The sequence below is a fragment of the Acinetobacter sp. 479375 genome, assembly GCF_000581715.1.
GTDB classification, from domain to species: domain Bacteria; phylum Pseudomonadota; class Gammaproteobacteria; order Pseudomonadales; family Moraxellaceae; genus Acinetobacter; species Acinetobacter ursingii.
In genome coordinates, this window is the sequence record NZ_JEZN01000001.1 from 431,394 (window position 1) to 453,346 (window position 21,953).

Genomic DNA, 21,953 nt, shown 5'->3' on the forward strand with positions numbered 1-21,953 from the left:
GTTCATTTCTTCTATAGGATTCTGCTTTTAAATAAATTAACATAAGACACCTGAAAATAAAGCACTTTCGAGGTTTATATGTCATCACACCCACCTTATAAGGTGCTTTGTGTCTGTTTGGGAAATATTTGTCGTTCTCCCACGGCAGAGATTGTTTTAAGACACTTTTGTGATACATATCAACTGAATGTCGTGGTGGATTCGGCAGGTACGAGTAATTATCATCCCAACAAAGCACCTGATTCTCGAAGTCAGCAGCATGCATTAAAACGGGGTTATGATTTGTCTTCTTTACGTGCTCGTCAGCTCAGGGTTCAAGATTTTTTGGAGTTTGATCTTATTCTAGCAATGGATCATGAGAATTTTGATGATATTCAACTACTTAAACAAAAAGCATTAAAACAATATAAGCCACATCAATTGCTGGCAACAGTTGCTTTAATGAGTGAGCATGATCCAGTTTACTTCGGTCAGGCATTGCCTGATCCTTATTATGGTGGAGCTGATGGTTTTGAGCGAGTGCTCGATCAATGTGAATCTAGTGCGCAGGCATGGTGCAAATCTTTAAACAGCAAGCTTTAAACAGCAAGTCATGACTAGCAATCAATAAAAATGAGTTTACCTGTGATCCAAATTCAACACGATGTACAGCTTCAACCTTTTAATACTTTAAATTTGCACTCAATCGCTTCACATTATGTAAAAATTGATTCAATCCAAAGCTTAATCGTGGCGTTAAACTATGCCGAACAACAGCAATTGAATGTTCTCATTCTGTCTGGTGGGAGCAATTTGTTATTGCCAGAGCATATTTATGCATTGGTATTGCATATCAATATTCAGGGTATCGAGCTGGTTGAAGATCACCCTAACCATGTAAAAGTCAAAGTTGGTGGAGGGCAGATTTGGCATGATTTTGTCTTGATGACTACAGAGAACGGCTGGTATGGACTACAAAATCTAGCACTCATTCCAGGTCTGGTTGGGGCTTCACCTGTACAAAATATTGGCGCTTATGGGGTCGAGGTCGGTGAGTTTATCGAGTCTGTACAAGTCTATGACCGATTTGAGAAAACGACACAAGATATTTTCGCTGAAGATTGCCAATTTGCTTATCGGGATAGTATTTTTAAACGTGACCCAAACCGTTACATTATCACTCATGTCACTTTTCGTTTATTGAAACAACCTCAACTTAAATTGAATTATGGTGATTTAAAAGCCGCAGTGGGAAGTGATGTCAGCCCTGAAAATTTACAGAAACAGGTGATTCAGATTCGTCAGAGTAAATTGCCCAATCCAAAGCAATATCCGAATGTCGGCAGTTTCTTTAAAAATCCTGTGATTGATCAAGCAGATTTTGATCAGTTACTTACAAAATTTCCGCAAATTTCACATTATCCTCAAGCCCAAGGCTGCGTTAAAATTGCGGCAGGCTGGCTGATTGATCAAGCAGGCTGGAAAGGTAAAAAGTTGGGTTCTGTTGGGATGTTTGAAAAGCAGGCATTGGTTTTAGTGAATTATGCCAATGCATCTTTAAGTGATGTTAGGCACACTTATCAGTCTGTTCAATATGATGTAAAACAGCGTTTTAATATCCAGCTTGAACCAGAGCCAGTGTTATTTGACTCAAATGGATTAATTCGATCCCATTCGGAAGTGTAGTTATGGTTAAAACGCATTGGGCGATTCGATTAGTACGTTTAGTTGCCATACTATTCGTATTCTTTGCTTGTCTAATGGTTTTTATTTATACGCCTTTTTACTCAAAATTGATTGTAAAAGCTTTAAATTATTTTGTGCCTGTCGAAGTCAATCAAGTCGCAGCAAAAAGTCAGCAACAGGCTGCATTAAGTGAACATGATAATCTTGAACCAGGATCAAACCTATGGATTGCACGTCAGGCTTATTTAAGCCTGATTGAAGAAGCGCTAAACTCAAAAGATCCAGAGTCTTTAAGCTTGCTACAAACTCGATATAAGCTTTTACAAGAGCGTATATTAGAACAGCAAAAACAAGAAGAAGCAGAAGATGAAGATCAGGAAAAGCCAGCCGTGCCATTGCTTAAAGCTTCTGTTTCAGAACCAGAAGCTGCTGCAAGTGAGGTACACGTCGATGAGCCTGCAAATCCATTGATTGAACTTAATAGCTCTGAAAATAAAGCATTAATGCAGCAGTATGTTGAATTTCTTAAAAAACATCCTGTTTCAGTTGAGCATGAAAAAACGATTGATCAACAAACTTCACAGGATGTTGCTTACGTTCAGCAAAATCAGAATGATGAAAAGCCCGCAAATCATAATAAGCCTTATGCCATTGTGGTTTTAGGTGGTGGTTTGACGCTGGATGAAAACAAAAAGGATATCGTTGTTAATCCTTATACACGGTTAAGACTGGAAAAAACGCTGGAATTACACCAACAAAATCATTTACCTATTGTATTGAGCGGTGTAGAAGCACCCTATATGCAAAAATGGCTGAAACAACGGGGTGTAGATGCAAAACTTCTTGAAAATAGAAGTATGAATACCTGTGAAAACACACGCTTTAGTTCTTTATTACTACAAAAAAAAGGGGGAGCGCCAACAGTCATGTTGGTCACAGATATTTATCATATGCCAAGAACAAGACGTTTATTTGCTTTAAATGGAATTGAAACTATTCCTGTTGAAGCACCTATGCCGACACAATTGACAAAATGGCAACCAAGTCAACAAAATTATGATCATAGTCGTCGAGCCAATTATGAGCTATTGGCGACTATACGTGATGTACTTTTTGGCTCTAGCGGATGTCGGGAGGTACCTTAAATGCCAGAAATTCCTTTTTTAAATCCAACTGCGCTTCAGCAACTGGATTTACCTGTTCCAAGTCGTGATTTAACTCCGCATGTACTTGAACCTTTAAATCTAAATCATGCCTTTGAGCCATCAAAAGATCTTTTAGCTTATCGTAAACTCTATGGTCTTGATTTGCTTGATTGTGAACAATGGCAAGGCTATATCCAAATGCCATTGTTCAAACTGCATGTACAGGTATTTAAGCCACATCGTAAACCATTAGGTACAGTATGTTTATTGCATGGTTATCTGGAACATAGCGGGATCTATCAACCGATTATCCGTGAAATTCTGGAACAGGGTTTTAGTGTATTGACTTATGATTTGCCGGGTCATGGTCTAAGTGATGGTTCACCTGCCAATATTCAAAATTTTGATCATTATCAACAAGTCTTAAAAGCAGTTCACCAATACGTTAAACATGCCAATCAACTTCCAAAACCGTGGTTGGGTATTGGGCAGAGTACGGGTGGCGCGATCTGGATGCATCATTTACTTGAATATGCAGAAAAACGCCAAGATCCGATTGTAGATCGGGTGTTATTATTATCACCATTGATTCGACCTGCAAAAACCGCATGGTGGCACAATTCAGTGGGCTTGGGCATTATTAAACGGATTAAACGCCAAGTTCCGCGTCATTTTAGACGCAATAATCACAATCCAGAATTTCTGCGTTTTATTCGGCTTAAAGATCCACTTCAACCGCGTATGATGGGAATGGACTGGATTTTAGCCATGTCTAAATGGATGCTGGAAATGGAGCAACGTCCGCCATGTCGTATTCCAGTCTGGTTGGCGCAAGGCGCATTGGATCAAACGGTCGACTGGCGATATAACATTGAGTTTATTCGACGTAAATTTCGCTTACAAACCTTGCTAATGCTTGAAGAAGGTTCTCATCAGTTAATCAATGAACGCGCTGATATTCGTGCTGCTTTAACGGGGCTGATTCCTGCATTCTTACATGCACGACCGAAGCATTATTACTATTGATGAACTGTATTCGTGATGACTAGCAATGTTAAACAAGCTTTCAAATTTATTTAAATCCGGCAAGCCATCGGCTGAACAGCAATATATGCAACAGCATCAAATTCAGTTCGATGCAGTACAGGGCTATATAGTGGATGGGATTGTTATGAATGATTTATCGGAACGACTGGAATATTTTTCAAATCGAAAGTTATCCAGTTTTAATGATTTGGAACAGCTTTATTTAAGATCGATGCTGATTAATGAAAAAATTGATCTGGAAATGGCAACAGGACGTTATATCCAGCGTTTGGGAAATAATCACGAGAATTTACAACAATTCAAAAGCCTGATCGAAAAGCTCAATCAATATTACCGTGAGTTTAAACGAGACAAATAATTCCTTCAAAGCTTGCGCAAACAACAACATAAATCAAGTTTGGTCGTGGTGCATCATGTTAATATAGGTGCTATGTCTTTTATCCAAACACATTCAATGTTCCAACAAGAAATCTCTCAGCTCAAATTACAGCAATTAAAAGCAGGCGAAAAACGCTGGATCGGATCAATATTAGGTTCATCTGGCGCATTACTATTTAAAGAAATGGCCGATCAATGTGCATCTCTATTGGTCATTGTAGCAAGAAATAATCAGCACTTGGCTCAACTGGAAAGTGAGCTTGAATTTTATGGGGTTAAACCCACAATTTTTCCTGACTGGGAAATTCTGCCTTATGATCGTCTTTCGCCTCATCAGGACATTGTTTCAGAACGCCTTGCGATTCTATCCAATATGCCGCAAAAAGGGGTCTTGCTGATCTCTGCTGCGACACTGGCTCAACGAGTTGCACCTGTTTCATGGATATTGGGAGAACATTTTGATATTCGTGTGGGACAAAAGTTTGATCTGGAAAAAGAAAAATTAAGACTGATTCAGGCGGGTTACCATTTGGTCGATACGGTTTATGATCATGGTGAGTTTGCCGTTCGTGGCAGCATCATGGATATTTTCGCGTCTGGACAAGAACAACCGATTCGTGTTGACTTATTCGATGATGAAATAGATACACTCAAATTTTTTGATCCAGAAACCCAGCGAACGACGGAGAGTCTGGATCAATTTACAGTATTACCTGCAAAAGAATTTCCATTAAAAGAAGGACGTTCAGTCTTTCGTGACCGTTACGCTGAAAGTTTTCCAACGGCAAATCCTAAGAAAAATCCGATCTATCAAGATGTATTAGATGGAATTTCATCGCCAGGTGTTGAGTTTTATTTCCCCTTATTTTTTGAAAAGGAAATTATGCAAACGCAGAGTGCGTTTACATCTTACTTACCAAAGAATTGCGTTGTCATTACTAATACCGATTTGGATGAATTCTTATCCCAATTTTGGAAAGATGTTCTACAGCGTTATGAAAGTCGTAGACATAATATTGATCAGCCACTTTTAGCTCCAGAAGAATTATTTCTCATGCCAAATCTGGTGCTTGAACGTCTTAATCAATTCCCCCGAATTTTAGCCAGTGCAGAAGCAACAGAACTACGTGTAGGCGCAATCAATCTTGATACCTTAGCTCCACCGAAACTACCTGTCGATGCCAAAAAAGAGCATCCTTTTGAAAGTGTCAAACAGTATATTGATGAGTCAAATCATCCCGTGCTTTTGGTCGCTGAAAGTGCTGGTCGTCGTGAAAGTTTAAAAGATTCATTGCGATCGAGTCTGGGTGAAATTCCAAATGTCGAAGGTTTTAGCGATTTTCTTAAACAGCAATATGCGATTGCGATTACCAACGCGCCCTTAGATCGAGGCTTAGTGATTCGAGATCAGCTTTCAGTGATTTCAGAAAATCAGCTTTATGAGCATCGTGTTGTACAACGCCGTCGTAAACGTCAACAAGAAGTTTCTGAAGAATTTCTGATCCGTAGCCTCACCGAACTCAGCATTGGCGCACCTGTGGTGCATATCGATCATGGGGTCGGACGATATGCAGGACTGATCACGCTGGCAATCGATGGGCAGGATCATGAGTTTTTGCAGCTTGATTATGCTGAGGGAGCTAAAGTTTATGTTCCCGTGACTAATTTGCATTTGATTAGTCGCTACAGTGGCGGTGATCCTGACCTTGCGCCATTACATAAGTTGGGAACAGATACATGGAGCAAAGCAAAACGAAAAGCTTTAGAGCAAATTCATGATGTAGCTGCGGAATTATTGCATATACAGGCGCGTCGTCAATCTAAACCGGGGTTTGCTTTTGAACTGGATCAAAGTTTGTATATGCAATTTGCCAGTGGTTTTGCTTATGAGGAAACGCTCGATCAGGCCAATGCCATTGAAGCGACTATACACGATATGCATTTGGCAAAACCAATGGATCGTTTGGTCTGCGGTGATGTCGGTTTTGGTAAAACTGAAGTGGCGATGCGAGCGGCTTTTGTGGCAGTGCAAAATAATAAACAGGTAGCGGTTTTAGTTCCAACAACACTTTTGGCGCAGCAACATTATGAATCTTTTAAAGATCGTTTTGCAGACTGGCCCGTACGCATCGAAGTTTTATCGCGTTTTGGTTCCAACAAAGCTCATCAAAAAAATATTGAAGATTTGATTGATGGCAAAGTCGATATTGTGATTGGAACACATAAATTACTTCAGGAAAATGTCCAGTTTAAAAATCTGGGCTTAATGATTGTCGATGAAGAACACCGTTTTGGTGTAAGAGATAAAGAGCGAATTAAAGCCTTACGTGCTGATGTCGATATGCTGACATTAACAGCAACACCGATTCCGCGTACCTTAAATATGGCATTTTCTGGAATGCGTGATTTATCGATTATTGCGACACCGCCAGCACGACGTTTGGCAGTAAAAACCTTTATGCAAGAACATACCGATGAGTCTGTCAAAGAAGCCATTTTGCGTGAATTACTACGGGGTGGTCAGGTCTATTTCTTACATAATGAAGTCGATACGATTGAGCGCACTGCCGAAAATATTCGATATCTAGTACCAGAAGCCCGTGTTGCAGTTGCGCATGGGCAGATGCGTGAACGTGAGCTCGAACAAGTGATGCAGCAGTTTTATCATAAAGAATTCAATGTATTGGTGTGTTCAACCATTATTGAAACAGGAATTGATGTCCCTAATGCCAATACCATTATCATTGAACGAGCGGATAAGCTTGGATTGGCGCAATTGCATCAATTACGTGGTCGAGTTGGGCGCTCACATCATCAGGCTTATGCCTATTTGCTGGTACCATCAATTAAACATTTGAAAGGTGATGCCGAAAAACGTCTGGATGCGATTCAACGCGCTTCAACACTAGGAGCGGGTTTTATGCTCGCCACCGAAGACTTGGAAATCCGTGGTGCGGGTGAATTACTGGGTGAACAGCAAAGTGGTTCTATGCAGGCAATTGGTTATAGCTTGTATATGGAAATGCTAGAAAAAGCTACCAAAGCCATTCAAAAGGGTAAAACACCGAATTTCGATGCGCCTTTATCGTTAACCGCAGAAATTAATTTACACATGCCAGCTTTAATTCCAGATGATTATCTTGGGGATGTACATCAGCGATTGTTATTTTACAAACGAATCAGTAATACCGATACACAGGAAAAGCTCGATAATATCCGCATGGAATTGATTGATCGTTTTGGGACATTGCCACAAGCAGTTAAACAGCTATTTAGTGTGCATCAGATTCGTCTTAAAGCCGAACATCTAGGTATAACCAAGATTGATATCAATGCAAACGGGGGCTATGTTGAATTTTCACCAGATACGCCTGTACAAGCGATCAGCATTATTCAACTGATGCAGAAAAATCCAACTTATTATCGGATGGAAGGTGGGCAGCGTTTAAAAATTACAGTGCAATTACAGGAATATGATAAACGTGTCCAATTTATTCAGGATTTACTTGCAAAACTTGTTAATGAGTTGCATTAAGACATGCAACTTTTGTTAAGCTAATGTGATGAAATGCTATCGATTTTCATCACATTTTTTAGTTTAACTTGAGGTTGGCTAAATCGATCAGCAAACCGCTGTAAAATTGGACTTTTATCGCTGAATTATTGAATAAAATCATTGTTATTTGTAAGTAAACAAGGTACTAATAATACTCACATCACAAGTGTTGTGATAGTATTAGCCATCATAATTCATGCGTCATTTATAAAGATATGTTTAGTTTGCATCCACAACTTGCTCAAGATACTTTTTTTGTAGGCGATTTCCCGCTTTCAACATGTCGTTTAATGAATGATATGCAATTTCCATGGTTGATTCTTATACCGCGTGTACCTGGAATTACAGAGCTTTATGAGTTAAGCCAAGCTGATCAGGAACAGTTCCTGCGTGAATCAAGCTGGTTATCTAGCCAATTAGCCCGTGTTTTCCGTGCAGATAAGATGAATGTTGCCGCACTAGGTAATATGGTGCCACAGTTGCATTTTCATCATGTGGTTCGTTATCAGAACGATGTCGCTTGGCCTAAACCAGTATGGGGAACACCTGCGGTACCGTATAGTAATGATGTACTTGCACATATGCGCCAGACTTTGATGTTAGCTTTACGCGGACAGGGTGATATGCCATTTGATTGGCGTATGGACTAAGTCTTTGTTAAACCGCATGAAAATGTGGTTTAAGTTAAAGATCGGAGGGTAGAGTGCCATTAGATAGGCTGGTTGATAGGGAACCGCGGCAGTTTGCATATTTTCATCGTTTGATGGGATATTTTATACTGTCACTGATTGTGGTAATTTATTCATTTACCTCACCAGACGCTAACTATCAACTCTTTATCCCTATTTTTCTGGTTTTGATTTTACTGATCAGTCCCAAATTAGATCGTTGGTTACAATATAAATTTAATCAGAATGTCGCCCGAAATGTTTTTTTTGTCATTGATGTCATTGCCGTTGCGGTTTCATTGGCAGGCGGACATTTAAGTCTGGTTTTAACTTTTACCTCTTTATTTGCCTTATTGTACACTGCAATTAATAGTAAAATTTCATTTATGGCGGCATCTTTGTCTGGCATGATTGGGATTACAATTTTTTATGCAAGTACTATTTTTATTTTTGGTTTTCAGGACTATTTCGAGCCAACGAGTCAGGAGCTGACCGTTATTAGTCTAATTTGCCTGATTACTTTTATTAATATTGGCAATTATTATCAGCATATTCGTATCGAAAAACTGACCCAGCTTCGTCAACATTACTATAATCAAATGACCCGTTACATGGCATTTTCCAACCAGCTGAGTCGTTATGCGCCTTTACAGCTTTGGCAATCGATTATGCGTGGTGAAGCGGAAGCTAAAATTGAATATAAACGTAAAAAACTCACGATTTTCTTTTCTGATATTCAGGGATTTACCGAACTTTCAGAGAGTTTGATTCCAGATGATTTAGCATTTCTACTGAATGACTATTTAAGTCACATGACTGAAATTGCCAAACAGTATGAAGCGACTGTCGATAAGTTTATGGGTGACGCGATTCTTATCTTTTTTGGTGATCCGACTTCTCAAGGGGTCGAGAAAGATGCGAAATCCTGTGTAGAAATGGCAATCGCCATGCGCCAGCAAATGAAATTATTGCGTGAGCGCTGGATCAAAATGGGCTATCCAGCATTGCACATTCGTATGGGAATCAGTACGGGATATTGTCACGTGGGAAACTATGGCGCGACCCATCGTATGGCCTATACCATTGTAGGACGTGATGCCAATCTTGCAGCACGGTTACAATATGCGGCAGAAATTGATGAAATTTTAATTTCTGATGATACTTATCAATTAGTTAAAAATGAATTCCTATGTGCACCTAAAGCGCCTATTTATTTAAAAGGTATTCAGGGTGCAGTCAAAACATGGCAAGTCATGGAAAAATACACGGGTAAAAAATCCGATAATCAACAATGGTTTGATTATGAATACAAAGGATTTCACTTGGTACTTAATCTTGAGGAAGTGCAAAATTTTGAATATCCAGAATTGGTAGAAGTGCTCGAAAAAATGATTCAGCGTATTCAGGTTCAGCAGAATCTCACTAACGCGCAAGGTGTTGCCAAGTTAAAACTCGAAGATGAAGTCAAATAAAAGCCACTCTTTTGAGTGGCTTTTCATTTTCTGAGTTATGAATTAATGATTTTCTGAAGCATGGTTGATGGTGTATTTTGGAATCTCAACTTCCAAATCTTCATCAACAATTTTAACCTGACAAGATAAACGTGAATCTGGTTCTAATCCCCAGGCACGATCAAGCAAGTCGGCTTCGACATCATTCATTTCATCTAAACTGTCAAAACCTTTACGCACAATCACATGGCAAGTCGTACAGGCGCATGACATATCACAGGCATGTTCAATTTTGATGCCATTATTGAGTAAGCTTTGGCAAAGGTTGGCATTTTCTTCAACTTCAAACTCAGCACCTTCTGGGCAAATTTGCGCATGGGGAAGAACTTTAATACGTGGCATATATTCACCTGTTTCTTAATTTGAGTCTGACCAGTCGTTCAGTTTGGTGCCTTTGAGTGCATGATCGATATGTCGATTCATGCGTAATGCTGCAAATTCATCGCTATAGACTTTAAGCGCTTGTACCGCCTGTTCAATGGCTTGAATATCATTGGCATTAAGTTGTATATATAAATGATCTTTGGCGACATTTAATGCAGTCAACTGCTGTTCAGACAATAGCGTAGCATCGACTTTCAAGGCTTGCTCAAGTGCTTCAAGTTCACGTTGAGCTTCAACTTTGGCTTCTTGTAAATGACGCAATAATTTGTCTTCTTCCGCATGTTGGAAGCCTTCGATCAATAGACGTTCGGTGTCTGTATCGGATAAGCCATAAGAAGGCTTGATATCAATCTCAGCTTTTACGCCAGAAGTTGTTTCTTGCGCAGAAACAGTTAATAACCCATCAGCATCGACTTGGAACGTTACTTCGATACGTGCTTGACCTGCGGTCATCGGTGGAATGCCATGCAACACAAAGCGGCCTAATGAACGGCAATGTTCAACCAGATCACGCTCACCTTGTACTACATGAATCAACATGGCGGTTTGACCATCTTGATAAGTCGTAAATTCCTGACGACGAGCAACAGGGATGGCAGTATTGCGTGAAATAAGTCGTTCAACTAAACCACCCATGGTTTCCAAGCCAAGAGAAAGCGGAGTGACATCAAGCAGTAACGAACCATCTTGTGAATTACCAATCAATTGATTGGCTGTGATGGCAGCACCGATAGCGACCACTTCATCTGGATTAATGGTACAAAGTGGTTCCTGACCAAATACATCACGCACTGCTTTTTGTACAGCATAGGAGCGCGTAGAACCACCGACTAATACTACATTTTGAATATCGTCCAGATTCAGTTTTGCATCACGTAAAACACGTTTACAAACACTGATTGTCTTATCTAGTGCGATTTGAATGATCGTTTCAAACGTAGCGCGATCGAGTGCTAAGGCATGATCGAGTGCTTTAAATTGAACCTGAGGTTCATCAGATAAAGCTTCTTTTGCTTTGCGAGCAGCAACAATAAACGCAGCATATTCTGCATCATCCAATACATCGATATTAAGCTGTTTTTTAGCCCATTTCACAATTAAGCGATCCAGATCATCACCACCCAAAGCGGTATGACCACCTGTCGCAAGCACTTCAAATACGCCTTGTGAAAAACGTAAGATCGAAACGTCAAAAGTACCACCACCCAAATCATAAATCACATAATTATGATCGGTTTGTAGGTTTGTATCCTGATCGAGGCCATAAGCAACCGCAGCCGCAGTCGGTTCATTTAAAAGTCTTAGAACATTGAGCCCTGCAAGTTGAGCTGCATCACGTGTCGCTTGGCGCTGCGCTTCATCAAAATAAGCAGGTACAGTAATCACTGCGCCATTGACAGGGTTTTTAAGGCTGGTTTCTGCACGATCTTTAAGCTGCTTAAGAATTTCTGCTGAAACTTCAACAGGTGTTTTACGACCTGCACGAGTTTCAAAAGCGGGCATTTCATTGTCTGCACCGATTAATGTGTAAGGATGCTGAAATTTAATATCTGCCTTGGAACGACCCATAAAACGTTTAACTGAAATAATCGTATTTTTAGGATCTGTGGTGATAAAGGACTTGGCATCATCACCATATTCTGTGGTTTTCTCAGCATAATGCACAATTGAAGGCAACAAGACGCGATCTTTGTCATCTGGTAGAACTTTTGCTTTGCCAGAGAGTACGGTGGCAACTAAAGAATGTGTTGTTCCAAGGTCAATCCCAATCGCAATACGATGTTGATGCGGGGCACTTGATTGACCTGGTTCAGCAATTTGCAAGAGTGCCATGAGTTAAATCCCTTGAAAATAAATCGGTACAACTAAATTAAAATTCATCATCTAAATCGAAGCTATCATCATCGAGCATTTGATCTTCAGCTTTATCGATATCATTGAGAACACGTTGGAAAAACCGCAGTTTACGAACAGTATCACGTGCTTCGCCCCAATCTTCATCTGCGTAATCAATTTTAAACTCACGAATCAGACCATCCACCCATTGGTTGACTTCAATTTTTAGAGTTTGAAGTTGTTCAGGATCACTGGCTTCTTCGAGTTGTTCACGAATTTCCAAAGCTGATTGCAAAAACTCAAAATCACTAATCGATTGATCCAGATGATAATCTTGCTTTTTAAGCGATAATAAATAAGCAGCGCGACTGTCCACTTGTGAAAGTGTTTTATAAGCCTGATTGATTTCACTGGATTTGATGAGTGCCTGATCTTTATCTTCCGCTTTATCGGGATGATATTGTTGCTGCAAGTTCAGGAAATTTGTTTTTAGCGCGGCTAAATCGATATCGAGTGCTACGGGTAAGTTAAACAACTCAAAATGATTCATGGGAGATGAATTCCGTAGTAAATAAATATATTAAAAACAGTGTAAAAACACTGCTTTTAATATGAAGTAAAAAGGGTAAGGGCTTTAAACTGTGAAGGATTCTCCACAACCACATTCGCCTTTTTTATTGGGGTTATTAAACTCAAAGCCTTCATTTAGACCATTTTTAACATAGTCCATTTCCATCCCGTCAAGATAAACAAGACTTTTGGGATCAACGAAAACTTTTACGCCATGCTGTTCAAACATCTGGTCATGCGTATCCATGTCATCGACAAATTCAAGCACATAAGCCAGACCTGAACAGCCTGAAGTTTTCACACCAACGCGAATGCCTTCACCTTTACCACGATTCAACAAATAATTGCGAATGTGAGTTGCCGCATTTTCAGTTAAATGAATCATGAAAACTCCGTCAAATTAAGGCAAGCAATTAAGCTTTGGTCTTTTTGTTGCGGTAATCGTCAATCGCAGCTTTGATTGCATCTTCTGCTAAAACCGAACAGTGAACTTTAACAGGCGGTAGAGCAAGCTCAGTTGCAATATCAATGTTCTTGATTGCTTGCGCTTGGTCTAGTGTTTTACCTTTAAGCCACTCTGTGACCAAAGAGCTCGATGCAATGGCTGAACCACAACCATAAGTCTTGAAACGCGCTTCTTCAATCACACCATCATCATTGACTTGAATTTGTAGGCGCATCACATCACCACATGCTGGTGCACCTACCATTCCTGTACCTACATTTTCAGCGTTTTTATCTAAAACACCAACATTACGCGGGTTTTCGTAATGATCAATAACCTTTTCACTATAAGCCATGTTGCTTCTCCAAACCTCGGGGTCAGCCTAATATTAAATATGAGGGCAAAAATATGTTTTTCAATCGACAGATCAATGGATTAGTGTTCAGCCCATTCAACTGTTGAAAGGTCGATACCTTCTTTATACATATCCCAAAGCGGAGAAAGTTCACGTAATTTCTCGACAGCAGCTTTGGTAATTTCAAGCACGTGATCAATATCAGCTTCAGTGGTATATTTACCAAAACTAAAACGAATTGAGCTGTGTGCCAGTTCATCAGATAGGCCTAAAGCACGTAAGACATAAGATGGCTCTAGAGTTGCAGATGTACATGCTGATCCAGAAGATACAGCCGCATCTTTAAGTGCCATCATCAATGATTCACCTTCAACAAAGTTAAAGCTGACATTAAGATAATTTGCAACGTTCTGAGTTGGATGACCATTCAAGAACACTTGTTCAAGATCCTGTAAGCCATTCCAGAGTTTGTCACGTAACTGACGAATACGAGTTTGTTCTGCTTGCATGGTTTTACCAGCAATTTCAAACGCTTCACCCATACCTACAATTTGATGAGTCGCTAAAGTACCCGAACGCATACCGCGTTCATGACCGCCACCGTGTATTTGTGCTTTTAAACGAACACGTGGGCTGCGACGCACATAAAGCGCACCAATACCTTTAGGGCCGTAAACTTTGTGACCAGAAAAACTCATCAAGTCAATTTTCATGGTAGAAAGATCAATTTCGACCTTACCAGCAGCTTGGGCCGCATCTACATGCAAGAAAGTTTTATTGGCACGTGTAAGCTCACCAATTGCGGTAACATCTGTCACAGTACCAATTTCATTGTTCACCATCATCAGTGACACTAAAATTGTATCTGGACGCAGTGCTTCTTTTACCATTTCAGGGGTAATGAGACCTGTACGTGGTTCTGGCTCAAGATAAGTAATCTCGAAACCTTGTTCTTCTAACTCACGGCAAGGATCTAAAATCGCTTTATGTTCAATTTTACTGGTAATGATATGTTTACCCTTTGAACCATAAAACTGAGCAATCCCTTTTAATGCCAAGTTATCAGATTCAGTCGCGCCTGATGTCCATACGATTTCACGAGGATCAGCTTTGATTAAATTTGCGACTTGTTCACGTGCATATTCAACTTTTTCTTCTGCTTGCCATCCATACGCATGAGAACGTGATGCAGGATTACCAAACGTACCATCAAAAGTCAGGCATTCCATCATGCGTTCTGCAACTTCTGGAAGTACAGGCGTTGTTGCAGCATAATCAAGATAAATCGGACGTTTCATTTCAAATACCTGTAGCCGATAGTAGGGCAGAATCATAATCTGCTGAGTTCTGACGCAGTGCGACGGTTTGTACATTGTCGCGATTGACGAGATCAGCAAGTGAGATTTTTGCAAGGTAATCGGCAATGTGGTGGGAGAGTTCTTGCCATAAATCGTGAGTCAAGCACATTGCACCATTTTGACAGTTGCCTTTATGGTCGCAACGCGTTGCATCTACAGTTTCATTTACGGCTTCGATAATTTCTAATATGGTAATTTCATTGGCTTTGCGAGCTAAATGATAACCACCATTCGCACCACGAACACTAGAAACTAATCCATGACGCTTTAGTTTGGCAAATAACTGCTCAAGATAAGCGACTGAAATGGATTGGCGGGCTGCAATTTCAGCGAGTGTGATCGTTTGTTCAGTTGGCTGCAAAGCTAGATCAAGAAGAGCAGTCACTGCGTAGCGACCGCGAGTTGTAAGGCGCATGATTCGGTACACATGTTTAGACTAGATAGGTTAATTTTAAGAATCCCGACTAAAATAGTCAAGTTTTTTTATAGTTATTAAAATGATTTGTTGAGCAGGAAAGATGTGTTGGTTAACCTGCCCATAAATTATACACTAATAAAGCAACTAAAACGACAGTAATTACGCCAAAACCGATATTGATAGAACGTTGACGTTGTTGAAGGCGACGGATACGGTTTTTATATTGTTTAAGCTCCACATGTAGACTGTTAATTTGAGAGCGTTGAGTATCAATTTTTTCAAGTAACGGCGCAATACGTTTTTTTGAAGCAATCGCCTGATGGGGCTCATGAGGTTGGCGTAGCCATTGTTTCCAATCCGCAAACAGCTTTGGCAAACTAAAGTATAAAAGTAAATCTTTAAACTGTTCTTTGAGTTCAGCATCGCCACCAATCCGCATAGTTTTGATACTGCGACGATTTCCAAAAATAAAAATTTTAATCAAATCTAATAGGGTACTACTGATCTCAAGATCGATATCTCGATCGGGTGCTTGTAAATCAAATAAGACGCCTTTGTCAGTAAACTGCACATAAAAATCAAAGTAAGGAATATAACTATTGATTCGCAATGAAATTTTTTTATCTACAAAAGGTTTAGACTGAAGGCGTATCACGCTATCATTTTTCAAAATAAACGAAAAAACGGTTTCAAGTACAATTAACAAAATGTTAAGCAACAAGTGAGACTGTTCTTTGCTTTGTTGCGACTCGCTCATACCCACATGGTCCTTAAACGCTATATAAAGTTCGAGATCCGATCTCAAATTGTAAAAATAAATAAAAAATAAAGTAATTGCCTTGCTTTGTAGAACACTTTAGCAAAAGGATCAAGTCTTTGGTTTGCTATTATGAATACATTTTATGGTTAAATGTAGCCATATGACGGTAAAGTGATCAGGAGTAACGAAATAATGGAAAAGGAAAGCATAGATCAGGGTACTGAACTTGAATCTGAGAAAACAAGAGGAAAAACCAGAGCTTCCCGTAAATCTGCGCTTGATTTTAGAAAATATACAAAGCAAATTTGGTTAGCAGGTCTTGGGGCTTTTTCACGTGCAGAAGAAGAAGGGAATAAATTATTTGACTCATTAGTCAAAGTTGGTGAAGAGCTTGAATCAAAAACAATAGATGCTGCGGATACGACTGTTAACAAAGTAGCAGAAAAAGCAAAAGAGTCAGTGACTGATACTAAAGATAAAGTTGAGCGGATCATTGATCAGAGTATTCACCATTCATTGAACAGAATTGGTTTGGTGACGGCAAAGGATTTACAGCACATTGAACAGCTATTATTACAACTGCATACTAAGATCGATATGTTGATTGAGGAAAATGAAAACTTAAAGTCAAAATTGAGTGAAAAATAAAAAAAAATAGCATTTAGGCGTTTTTATAGCAGAAATTCACGTTTATTTTTGATAAAACGCCTGATTCAGTATTGCCTTTTGCCCTAAAGCATTGCTATAAAGGCGTCATGGCCTTTTAAACTTACAGCCTTAGATTTTAAATAAACGAAATAAGAGGACGTTATCTTCATGAATAAATCAGAATTAATTGATGCGATTGCAGAAAAAGGGGGATTGTCTAAGACTGATGCTGGTAAAGCATTAGATGCGACTATCGCTTCAGTAACAGATGCACTTAAAGCGGGTGACACTGTTACTTTAGTGGGTTTTGGCACTTTCAGTGTTAAAGACCGTGCAGCTCGTACAGGACGTAATCCTAAAACTGGTGAAGAGTTACAGATCAAAGCGACTAAAGTACCTAGCTTTAAAGCAGGTAAAGGTCTTAAAGATTCTGTTGCTTAATTGCACGAGTTAAATTAACGCGCCTTTTGGGCGCGTTTTTTATTAAAAAGTGCAAAAGCAAGAGATTACGCATTCATTCAGCAAGCTTTTTCAGTTAAAATCTCTCCGAAATAAAATAGTGGAATACTTATGGAATCGTTTCGTACAATCATTAAGGGTTGGCTTGGCAAAGTGCTTCTAGTCTTGTTTTTGACGCCTTTAGCGCTTGTAGGTATTGAAGGGTATTTTGGTAGTCATAATAAGGCAGATGTTGCAAAAAGTGTAAACGGTCAGGATATTCCTAAAAAAGACGTTGAGAACTTAACAAAAACTTATAAAGATCAATATTTATCGATGGTTCATGGTGATGAAACTTTACTGAACCAACCATTTATCGAGCAAACTGCTTTAGATACGCTAGTTGCTCGTACAGTTCTTTTACAGCAGGCTGAAAAACTGGGAATTTCTCTCAGTGATGGTCAAATTGAGAAAATGTTGGCGCAACAACCAAGCTTTCAAGAAAATGGAAAGTTTTCTCAGACTTTATATGAAAATTATTTACGTTCAGTTGGAATGACCAGTCAGGCGCTCATTACCAGCCTGCGTCAAGACCATGCGCTTAAAATGCTGACTTCGAGTATTAATGGGACTGCATTGGTTAGTAAGGCTGACATCAATCAGATTGCGACTTTACAAACTGAACAGCGCACCTTACATTTGGCGAGCATTAAATTAGATGATTATAAAAAAGATATTACCGTGAGTAATCAGGAAATATCTGATTATTATAACAAACACCAAAACAGCTTTAAGCAAGTTGCTAGCGTAGATGTTGATTATGTGGTTTTGTCTCCTGTGCAAGTGGTAACCAATGCTCCAGTAACAGATGCAGAATTGCAGCAAGCTTATAAAGCTTTTGTGGAAAAACAGCAAAAAGATGCAAAGCGTGATGTTAAGCATATTTTGATTACCACTGATGCGCGTTCGGATGCAGAAGCTCAAAAGCTTGCCAACGATGTTTATGCAAAAATTAGTGCAGGTACTTTATCTTTTGCTGATGCTGCTCAACAATATTCAGATGATACCAGTTCTAAAAATGAAGGTGGTTTACTGGCAGCATATCAACCAGGCGTGTTTTCGGCTGAATTTGATCAAGCTGTGAATTCATTAGGTAATGGCCAAATTTCTAAGCCAGTCAAAACACAATATGGCTATCATATTATCGAAGCAAATACTGCTGCTGCGACAATTGCTTCATTTGAATCTGAAAAGGCACGTTTAACTGCTGAAGTTCAGAAATCTAAAACAGCAAATGCATATTCAGATGCAGTGAATCGCCTAAATGAAATGGTGGTGAGTAGTGATGATCTGACCGCAATCACTCAGGAAGTCAAAGCAACGCATGTTGAATCTGTGAAAGGTGTAACTTTGGCTACTGGTCATCCTGTATTAAGTGATTCAAATGTTAAGACACGTATTTTTAACGATGATGTTAAAAATGGTGATCGCAATGCTTCGAGCAATATTCAGCTTCCCAATGGCGATACAGTTTGGGTAAAAGTTCGCGATTATCACGCAGCTGGTATTAAACCACTTGCACAAGCAACTGCTGATGTAAAAGCGAAATTGATTGAAGATAAAGCATATCAGGCTGCTAAAGCTAAAATTGCGAAGTCTTTAGATGCATTTAAAACACAACCAGCAGCACAAGTTGTTGCAGCAAGTGCTATTCATTTTGAAGATGCAGGTACGTTTACACGTTCACAAGGTTTAAAACGTGAAATTGAACGTGCGGCATTTAGTGTTACAACGCCTAAAGATGGGTTTTGGTCTGTTACGACAGCGAAGCTTCCAGATGAGTTAGTAGTGGTTGGTGTTTCAAATGTCAATTCAACCACTGCAAATGCATTGACACCAGAGCAGTTGAGTGAGTTAAGTAAGCTTTATCAGCAGTTCCGTGGTCAACAAGAATTGGATGATTATACGCAGTACTTAAAGTCCAAAGCTAAGATCAAGTAAGTTATAAGAAAACCGCTTCGGCGGTTTTTTTCTTGATGTCATAAAGTTCCAAAGGGATATAAATCAGTGCTACGCCTTCCAATCACAACCAAGCTCGGTGGTTTTTACTTTTGCTACTATGCGATCGTGGGAACATTCATGCCGTATTGGAGTTTGTATCTGGAGGATCAAGGATTTAATTATCAAGAAATTGGTATTTTATCTTCAATTGCAATTATTACTCGCTTTTTTGCACCCTTTATCTGGGGGTGGATTGCAGATAAATCTGGCAAAAGAATGCGATTAGTGCGCATTGCAACATGGATGGAGTCTTGTATTTGGTTCGCAATTTATGATTCCCAATACTTTTCAGTCAATAGCCTTATTAATGTTGATTTTCAGTTTTTTTCAAAATGCAATTTTAGCTCAGTTCGAAGGTGTGACCTTATTTTGGCTTGGGGAGCAACGTAGCAAATTATATGGCAAAATTCGTAAATGGGGTTCTGTTGGATTTATCGTCGGTGTGTTTAGTATTGGTGCATTATTAGAAATCATTCCAATTGCCATGCTGCCAGTTCTGCTATTGAGCGTTGCTTTTTTAGCATTTATTTGGTCATTTACGATTCTGGAGCCAGACTCAGCGCCGCGCTCTCAAACAACGCTTGAACCCTTACTTCCTATTTTAAAACGGCCATATGTCTTTGCGTTTTTTGCTATTGAATTTATTTTATTATTTTCACATGCACCATTTTATAGTTTTTATAGTAACTATTTAAAAGAAGCCGATTTTACAACGACAGAAATAGGTTTCTTATGGGCGGTTGGTGTCATTGCTGAAATTATCATGTTTGCTTACGCCCATTTGTTTTTATCGCGTTATTCGTTAAAAAAATTGGTCAGTTTATGTCTGATAATGACGAGTATTCGTTGGATGGTCGCAGGACTATTTTCAAACAGTTTTATTGCTCAATTTGCTGCACAGACGATTCACGCGTTTAGTTTTGGATTATTTCATCTAATCGCCATGCGAATGATTTTCCAAAATTTTTCCGCAGGGCAACAAGGACGTGGTCAGGCTTTATATAGCACGATGTGGGGCTTGGGAGTTGCTTTTGGAAGTATCTTGGCAGGGCATTATTGGAAAATTTATGGCGGTTCTATTATTTTTATAACTGCATCTGGAATAGTTCTATTCGGATTATTATGGGTTAAATGGTTGCCCAGTCAGTTTGAGCAACCTATTTCGATGCGTAACTAAACCACAATATCTTGATATTTTTTTGACCAAGGCTGCGCTTGTTCTAATTGTCCTGCAAGTTGGAAAAGAAGATCTTCACGAGCAAAAGGGGCAATAAACTGCGAACCTAGTGGAAGATGGTCTTTATTCCAATACAAGGGAACTGACATCGCGGGTAATCCTGTAATATTAGCCAACTGGGTAAAGGGAACCCACTTCAGGTTTTCACGGATGATCTGTTCGACCAGTTTGCCTTTTGCTAAATAGTGTGCCTGACCTATTTTAAGTAACGCTTTGATCACAGGTTGTTGCCATTTGGGTGTGGCGAGCTCACCATTTTTAGGTGCAACTGAAGCGGTAGCAGGAGTTAAATATAAATCATATTGATCAAAAAATTGATTCATTTGGGTGACATAAATACCCCAGTTATTTAGATTATGAATATACTCATGTGCTGTGGTTTTTGCACCAAAGGCAGCAAGAGCAAGTGAATCAAGCTCAAATTCATCGTCGGTCGCACCTGACATTTGTTTGATTTGATGCAACATATATGAAAATTGACTGAACCATGTGGTGATAAAATCTTTAGCAAGCGACATGCCATCAATTTTAGGGGTATCTTCAACCACAATATGCCCCAATGATTCCAAAAGTTCGGCAGTATGTTTGACCGCTGCCACAGCATCTTTAGATACTTTTGTACCAATGGGTGATTGTGTATTAAATGCAATTTTTAACTGTTGAGGAGGACGTATTAAGTTCTCTAAGAAAGGACGTTCTGGTTTCTCAATTTTAAACAATGAACTGTTTTCAAAGCCATGTGTCGCATCGAGCATGGCTGCACTGTCGCGTACAGATTTAGTCAGTACATGCTGAATTACAGCACCATGCATGCCTTCACTCATTTGTGGTCCCCATGGTGTACGCCCGCGACTTGGTTTTAAACCAAATAGTCCACAATAAGATGCCGGAATACGAATAGAGCCTCCACCATCGCCAGCGCCTGCCATCGGCACGATTCCTGCTGCCACTGCGGATGCAGAACCTCCAGACGAACCGCCACTGTTATGCTTTAGATGCCATGGATTTGAACAACTTCCCCAAGCATCGGGTTCAGTAATTCCCTTAATTCCGAACTCAGGTGTATTGGTACGACCAAAAGTTACGATTCCTGCTTTTTCCCAGCGATTTACAATTTCAGCATTAGTATCGGGGGTATACTGACGACTTTTTAAAGCATTACAACCGTATGAGGTAGGAATACCTGCATATTCCTGAAATAAATCTTTCACTAAAAATGGAACACCAGCAAATGCACCAGTCAGTTGCTGTTTGGCTCTGTTTTTTGCATATTCATGCATTGGAATAATAATAGCATTCAGTTTTGGATTGACCTGATCTGAGCGTTGTAGCGCAAGTTCGAGTAATTCTATTGGTTGAACTTCTTTTTTTTCGATCAGTTGTGCAAGTCCTAATCCATCATAATGAATATATTCGTTCAGTTTCATATGTCCCTTTTGTGTATCTTGTATTTTATTGAATTAGGTTTTAAAT

The 21,953-nt window shown here is 39.5% G+C and carries 20 protein-coding genes and 1 pseudogene; 12 read left to right on the plus strand and 9 right to left on the minus strand.

Going from position 1 to position 21,953, the window contains the following annotated elements; genetic code table 11:
• Window positions 1-78: 78 nt before the first annotated feature.
• From J500_RS02170 to J500_RS02205, 8 genes are all read left to right on the plus strand, one after another.
• Window positions 79-582 carry a low molecular weight protein-tyrosine-phosphatase gene (locus J500_RS02170; RefSeq protein WP_004997703.1) on the plus strand — a complete coding sequence of 168 codons (504 nt, stop codon included), beginning with the start codon at window positions 79-81 and terminating at the stop codon, window positions 580-582.
• Between the two features lie 45 nt (window positions 583-627).
• Window positions 628-1,665 carry a UDP-N-acetylmuramate dehydrogenase gene (gene murB / locus J500_RS02175; protein WP_034697901.1) on the plus strand — a complete coding sequence of 346 codons (1,038 nt, stop codon included), beginning with the start codon at window positions 628-630 and terminating at the stop codon, window positions 1,663-1,665.
• A gap of 2 nt (window positions 1,666-1,667) precedes the next feature.
• Window positions 1,668-2,810, plus strand: coding sequence for a YdcF family protein (locus J500_RS02180; RefSeq protein WP_004997707.1), 1,143 nt, complete (start codon window positions 1,668-1,670; stop codon window positions 2,808-2,810).
• Window positions 2,811-3,836 (plus strand): alpha/beta hydrolase, encoded by a 1,026-nt coding sequence (locus J500_RS02185; protein WP_004997709.1) that lies wholly within the window; start codon window positions 2,811-2,813, stop codon window positions 3,834-3,836.
• A gap of 25 nt (window positions 3,837-3,861) precedes the next feature.
• Window positions 3,862-4,215 (plus strand): hypothetical protein, encoded by a 354-nt coding sequence (locus J500_RS02190; RefSeq protein WP_004997710.1) that lies wholly within the window; start codon window positions 3,862-3,864, stop codon window positions 4,213-4,215.
• A 96-nt stretch (window positions 4,216-4,311) separates the two neighbouring features.
• Window positions 4,312-7,770: a transcription-repair coupling factor gene (gene mfd, locus J500_RS02195; RefSeq protein ID WP_004997713.1), complete on the plus strand. Its 3,459-nt coding sequence runs from the start codon at window positions 4,312-4,314 to the stop codon at window positions 7,768-7,770.
• 236 nt (window positions 7,771-8,006) lie between these two features.
• Entirely contained in the window at window positions 8,007-8,441 is a 435-nt protein-coding gene (locus tag J500_RS02200) for an HIT domain-containing protein (RefSeq protein ID WP_004989091.1), read from the plus strand.
• Window positions 8,442-8,554: 113 nt separating this feature from the next.
• On the plus strand, window positions 8,555-9,931 hold the full coding sequence (locus J500_RS02205) for an adenylate/guanylate cyclase domain-containing protein (RefSeq protein ID WP_416202161.1): 1,377 nt from the start codon (window positions 8,555-8,557) through the stop codon (window positions 9,929-9,931).
• 42 nt (window positions 9,932-9,973) lie between these two features.
• On the opposite strand, the gene fdx is transcribed toward J500_RS02205, so the two are convergent.
• From fdx to J500_RS02245, 8 genes are all read right to left on the minus strand, one after another.
• Window positions 9,974-10,312 carry an ISC system 2Fe-2S type ferredoxin gene (gene fdx, locus J500_RS02210; protein ID WP_004989078.1) on the minus strand — a complete coding sequence of 113 codons (339 nt, stop codon included), beginning with the start codon at window positions 10,310-10,312 and terminating at the stop codon, window positions 9,974-9,976.
• A 15-nt stretch (window positions 10,313-10,327) separates the two neighbouring features.
• A complete protein-coding gene (gene hscA / locus J500_RS02215) occupies window positions 10,328-12,187 on the minus strand; it encodes a Fe-S protein assembly chaperone HscA (protein ID WP_004997716.1) in 1,860 nt (619 codons plus the stop codon).
• Window positions 12,188-12,224: 37 nt separating this feature from the next.
• Complete coding sequence (gene hscB / locus J500_RS02220; protein WP_004997717.1) at window positions 12,225-12,740, minus strand: Fe-S protein assembly co-chaperone HscB; 516 nt, start codon at window positions 12,738-12,740, stop codon at window positions 12,225-12,227.
• Window positions 12,741-12,824: 84 nt separating this feature from the next.
• On the minus strand, window positions 12,825-13,145 hold the full coding sequence (gene iscA / locus J500_RS02225) for an iron-sulfur cluster assembly protein IscA (RefSeq protein ID WP_004989073.1): 321 nt from the start codon (window positions 13,143-13,145) through the stop codon (window positions 12,825-12,827).
• Between the two features lie 28 nt (window positions 13,146-13,173).
• Window positions 13,174-13,560, minus strand: a complete 387-nt coding sequence (gene iscU / locus J500_RS02230; protein WP_004989072.1) for a Fe-S cluster assembly scaffold IscU — start codon at window positions 13,558-13,560, stop codon at window positions 13,174-13,176.
• Between the two features lie 80 nt (window positions 13,561-13,640).
• Window positions 13,641-14,858, minus strand: a complete 1,218-nt coding sequence (locus J500_RS02235; protein WP_004997719.1) for an IscS subfamily cysteine desulfurase — start codon at window positions 14,856-14,858, stop codon at window positions 13,641-13,643.
• A gap of 1 nt (window position 14,859) precedes the next feature.
• The gene (locus J500_RS02240; protein ID WP_004989069.1) at window positions 14,860-15,333 is read right to left on the minus strand and encodes an Rrf2 family transcriptional regulator; all 474 of its coding nucleotides are present in this window, start codon (window positions 15,331-15,333) and stop codon (window positions 14,860-14,862) included.
• Window positions 15,334-15,445: 112 nt separating this feature from the next.
• Window positions 15,446-16,093 carry a hypothetical protein gene (locus J500_RS02245; RefSeq protein ID WP_004997720.1) on the minus strand — a complete coding sequence of 216 codons (648 nt, stop codon included), beginning with the start codon at window positions 16,091-16,093 and terminating at the stop codon, window positions 15,446-15,448.
• A 195-nt stretch (window positions 16,094-16,288) separates the two neighbouring features.
• Here J500_RS02245 and J500_RS02250 point away from each other — a divergent pair, with 195 nt between their 5' ends.
• The 4 genes and pseudogenes from J500_RS02250 to J500_RS02265 all read left to right on the plus strand — a co-directional run bounded on the left by J500_RS02250 (window position 16,289) and on the right by J500_RS02265 (window position 20,420).
• Window positions 16,289-16,744, plus strand: a complete 456-nt coding sequence (locus J500_RS02250; RefSeq protein ID WP_004997721.1) for a phasin family protein — start codon at window positions 16,289-16,291, stop codon at window positions 16,742-16,744.
• A 168-nt stretch (window positions 16,745-16,912) separates the two neighbouring features.
• Entirely contained in the window at window positions 16,913-17,185 is a 273-nt protein-coding gene (locus J500_RS02255; RefSeq protein WP_004989063.1) for an HU family DNA-binding protein, read from the plus strand.
• A gap of 129 nt (window positions 17,186-17,314) precedes the next feature.
• The gene (locus J500_RS02260) at window positions 17,315-19,183 is read left to right on the plus strand and encodes a SurA N-terminal domain-containing protein (RefSeq protein WP_004997724.1); all 1,869 of its coding nucleotides are present in this window, start codon (window positions 17,315-17,317) and stop codon (window positions 19,181-19,183) included.
• A 66-nt stretch (window positions 19,184-19,249) separates the two neighbouring features.
• A pseudogene (locus J500_RS02265) lies at window positions 19,250-20,420 on the plus strand (MFS transporter).
• On the opposite strand, the gene J500_RS02270 reads toward J500_RS02265, so the two are convergent.
• Window positions 20,417-21,907: an amidase gene (locus tag J500_RS02270; protein WP_004997728.1), complete on the minus strand. Its 1,491-nt coding sequence runs from the start codon at window positions 21,905-21,907 to the stop codon at window positions 20,417-20,419. The pseudogene J500_RS02265 and the gene J500_RS02270 overlap by 4 nt on opposite strands.
• Window positions 21,908-21,953 lie beyond the last annotated feature (46 nt).

What these genes read in the sequence shown, in the direction of transcription:
- J500_RS02170 (WP_004997703.1), top strand. Translation starts at nt 79, where the DNA reads ATGTCATCACACCCACCTTATAAGGTGCTTTGTGTCTGTTTGGGAAAT.
- J500_RS02185 (WP_004997709.1), top strand. Translation starts at nt 2,811, where the DNA reads ATGCCAGAAATTCCTTTTTTAAATCCAACTGCGCTTCAGCAACTGGAT.
- J500_RS02235 (WP_004997719.1), bottom strand. Translation starts at nt 14,858, where the DNA reads ATGAAACGTCCGATTTATCTTGATTATGCTGCAACAACGCCTGTACTT.
- fdx (WP_004989078.1), bottom strand. Translation starts at nt 10,312, where the DNA reads ATGCCACGTATTAAAGTTCTTCCCCATGCGCAAATTTGCCCAGAAGGT.
- J500_RS02245 (WP_004997720.1), bottom strand. Translation starts at nt 16,093, where the DNA reads ATGAGCGAGTCGCAACAAAGCAAAGAACAGTCTCACTTGTTGCTTAAC.
- J500_RS02250 (WP_004997721.1), top strand. Translation starts at nt 16,289, where the DNA reads ATGGAAAAGGAAAGCATAGATCAGGGTACTGAACTTGAATCTGAGAAA.
- J500_RS02255 (WP_004989063.1), top strand. Translation starts at nt 16,913, where the DNA reads ATGAATAAATCAGAATTAATTGATGCGATTGCAGAAAAAGGGGGATTG.
- iscU (WP_004989072.1), bottom strand. Translation starts at nt 13,560, where the DNA reads ATGGCTTATAGTGAAAAGGTTATTGATCATTACGAAAACCCGCGTAAT.
- J500_RS02190 (WP_004997710.1), top strand. Translation starts at nt 3,862, where the DNA reads ATGTTAAACAAGCTTTCAAATTTATTTAAATCCGGCAAGCCATCGGCT.
- J500_RS02200 (WP_004989091.1), top strand. Translation starts at nt 8,007, where the DNA reads ATGTTTAGTTTGCATCCACAACTTGCTCAAGATACTTTTTTTGTAGGC.
- hscB (WP_004997717.1), bottom strand. Translation starts at nt 12,740, where the DNA reads ATGAATCATTTTGAGTTGTTTAACTTACCCGTAGCACTCGATATCGAT.
- mfd (WP_004997713.1), top strand. Translation starts at nt 4,312, where the DNA reads ATGTTCCAACAAGAAATCTCTCAGCTCAAATTACAGCAATTAAAAGCA.
- hscA (WP_004997716.1), bottom strand. Translation starts at nt 12,187, where the DNA reads ATGGCACTCTTGCAAATTGCTGAACCAGGTCAATCAAGTGCCCCGCAT.
- J500_RS02205 (WP_416202161.1), top strand. Translation starts at nt 8,555, where the DNA reads ATGGGATATTTTATACTGTCACTGATTGTGGTAATTTATTCATTTACC.
- iscA (WP_004989073.1), bottom strand. Translation starts at nt 13,145, where the DNA reads ATGATTCATTTAACTGAAAATGCGGCAACTCACATTCGCAATTATTTG.
- J500_RS02270 (WP_004997728.1), bottom strand. Translation starts at nt 21,907, where the DNA reads ATGAAACTGAACGAATATATTCATTATGATGGATTAGGACTTGCACAA.
- J500_RS02180 (WP_004997707.1), top strand. Translation starts at nt 1,668, where the DNA reads ATGGTTAAAACGCATTGGGCGATTCGATTAGTACGTTTAGTTGCCATA.
- J500_RS02240 (WP_004989069.1), bottom strand. Translation starts at nt 15,333, where the DNA reads ATGCGCCTTACAACTCGCGGTCGCTACGCAGTGACTGCTCTTCTTGAT.
- J500_RS02260 (WP_004997724.1), top strand. Translation starts at nt 17,315, where the DNA reads ATGGAATCGTTTCGTACAATCATTAAGGGTTGGCTTGGCAAAGTGCTT.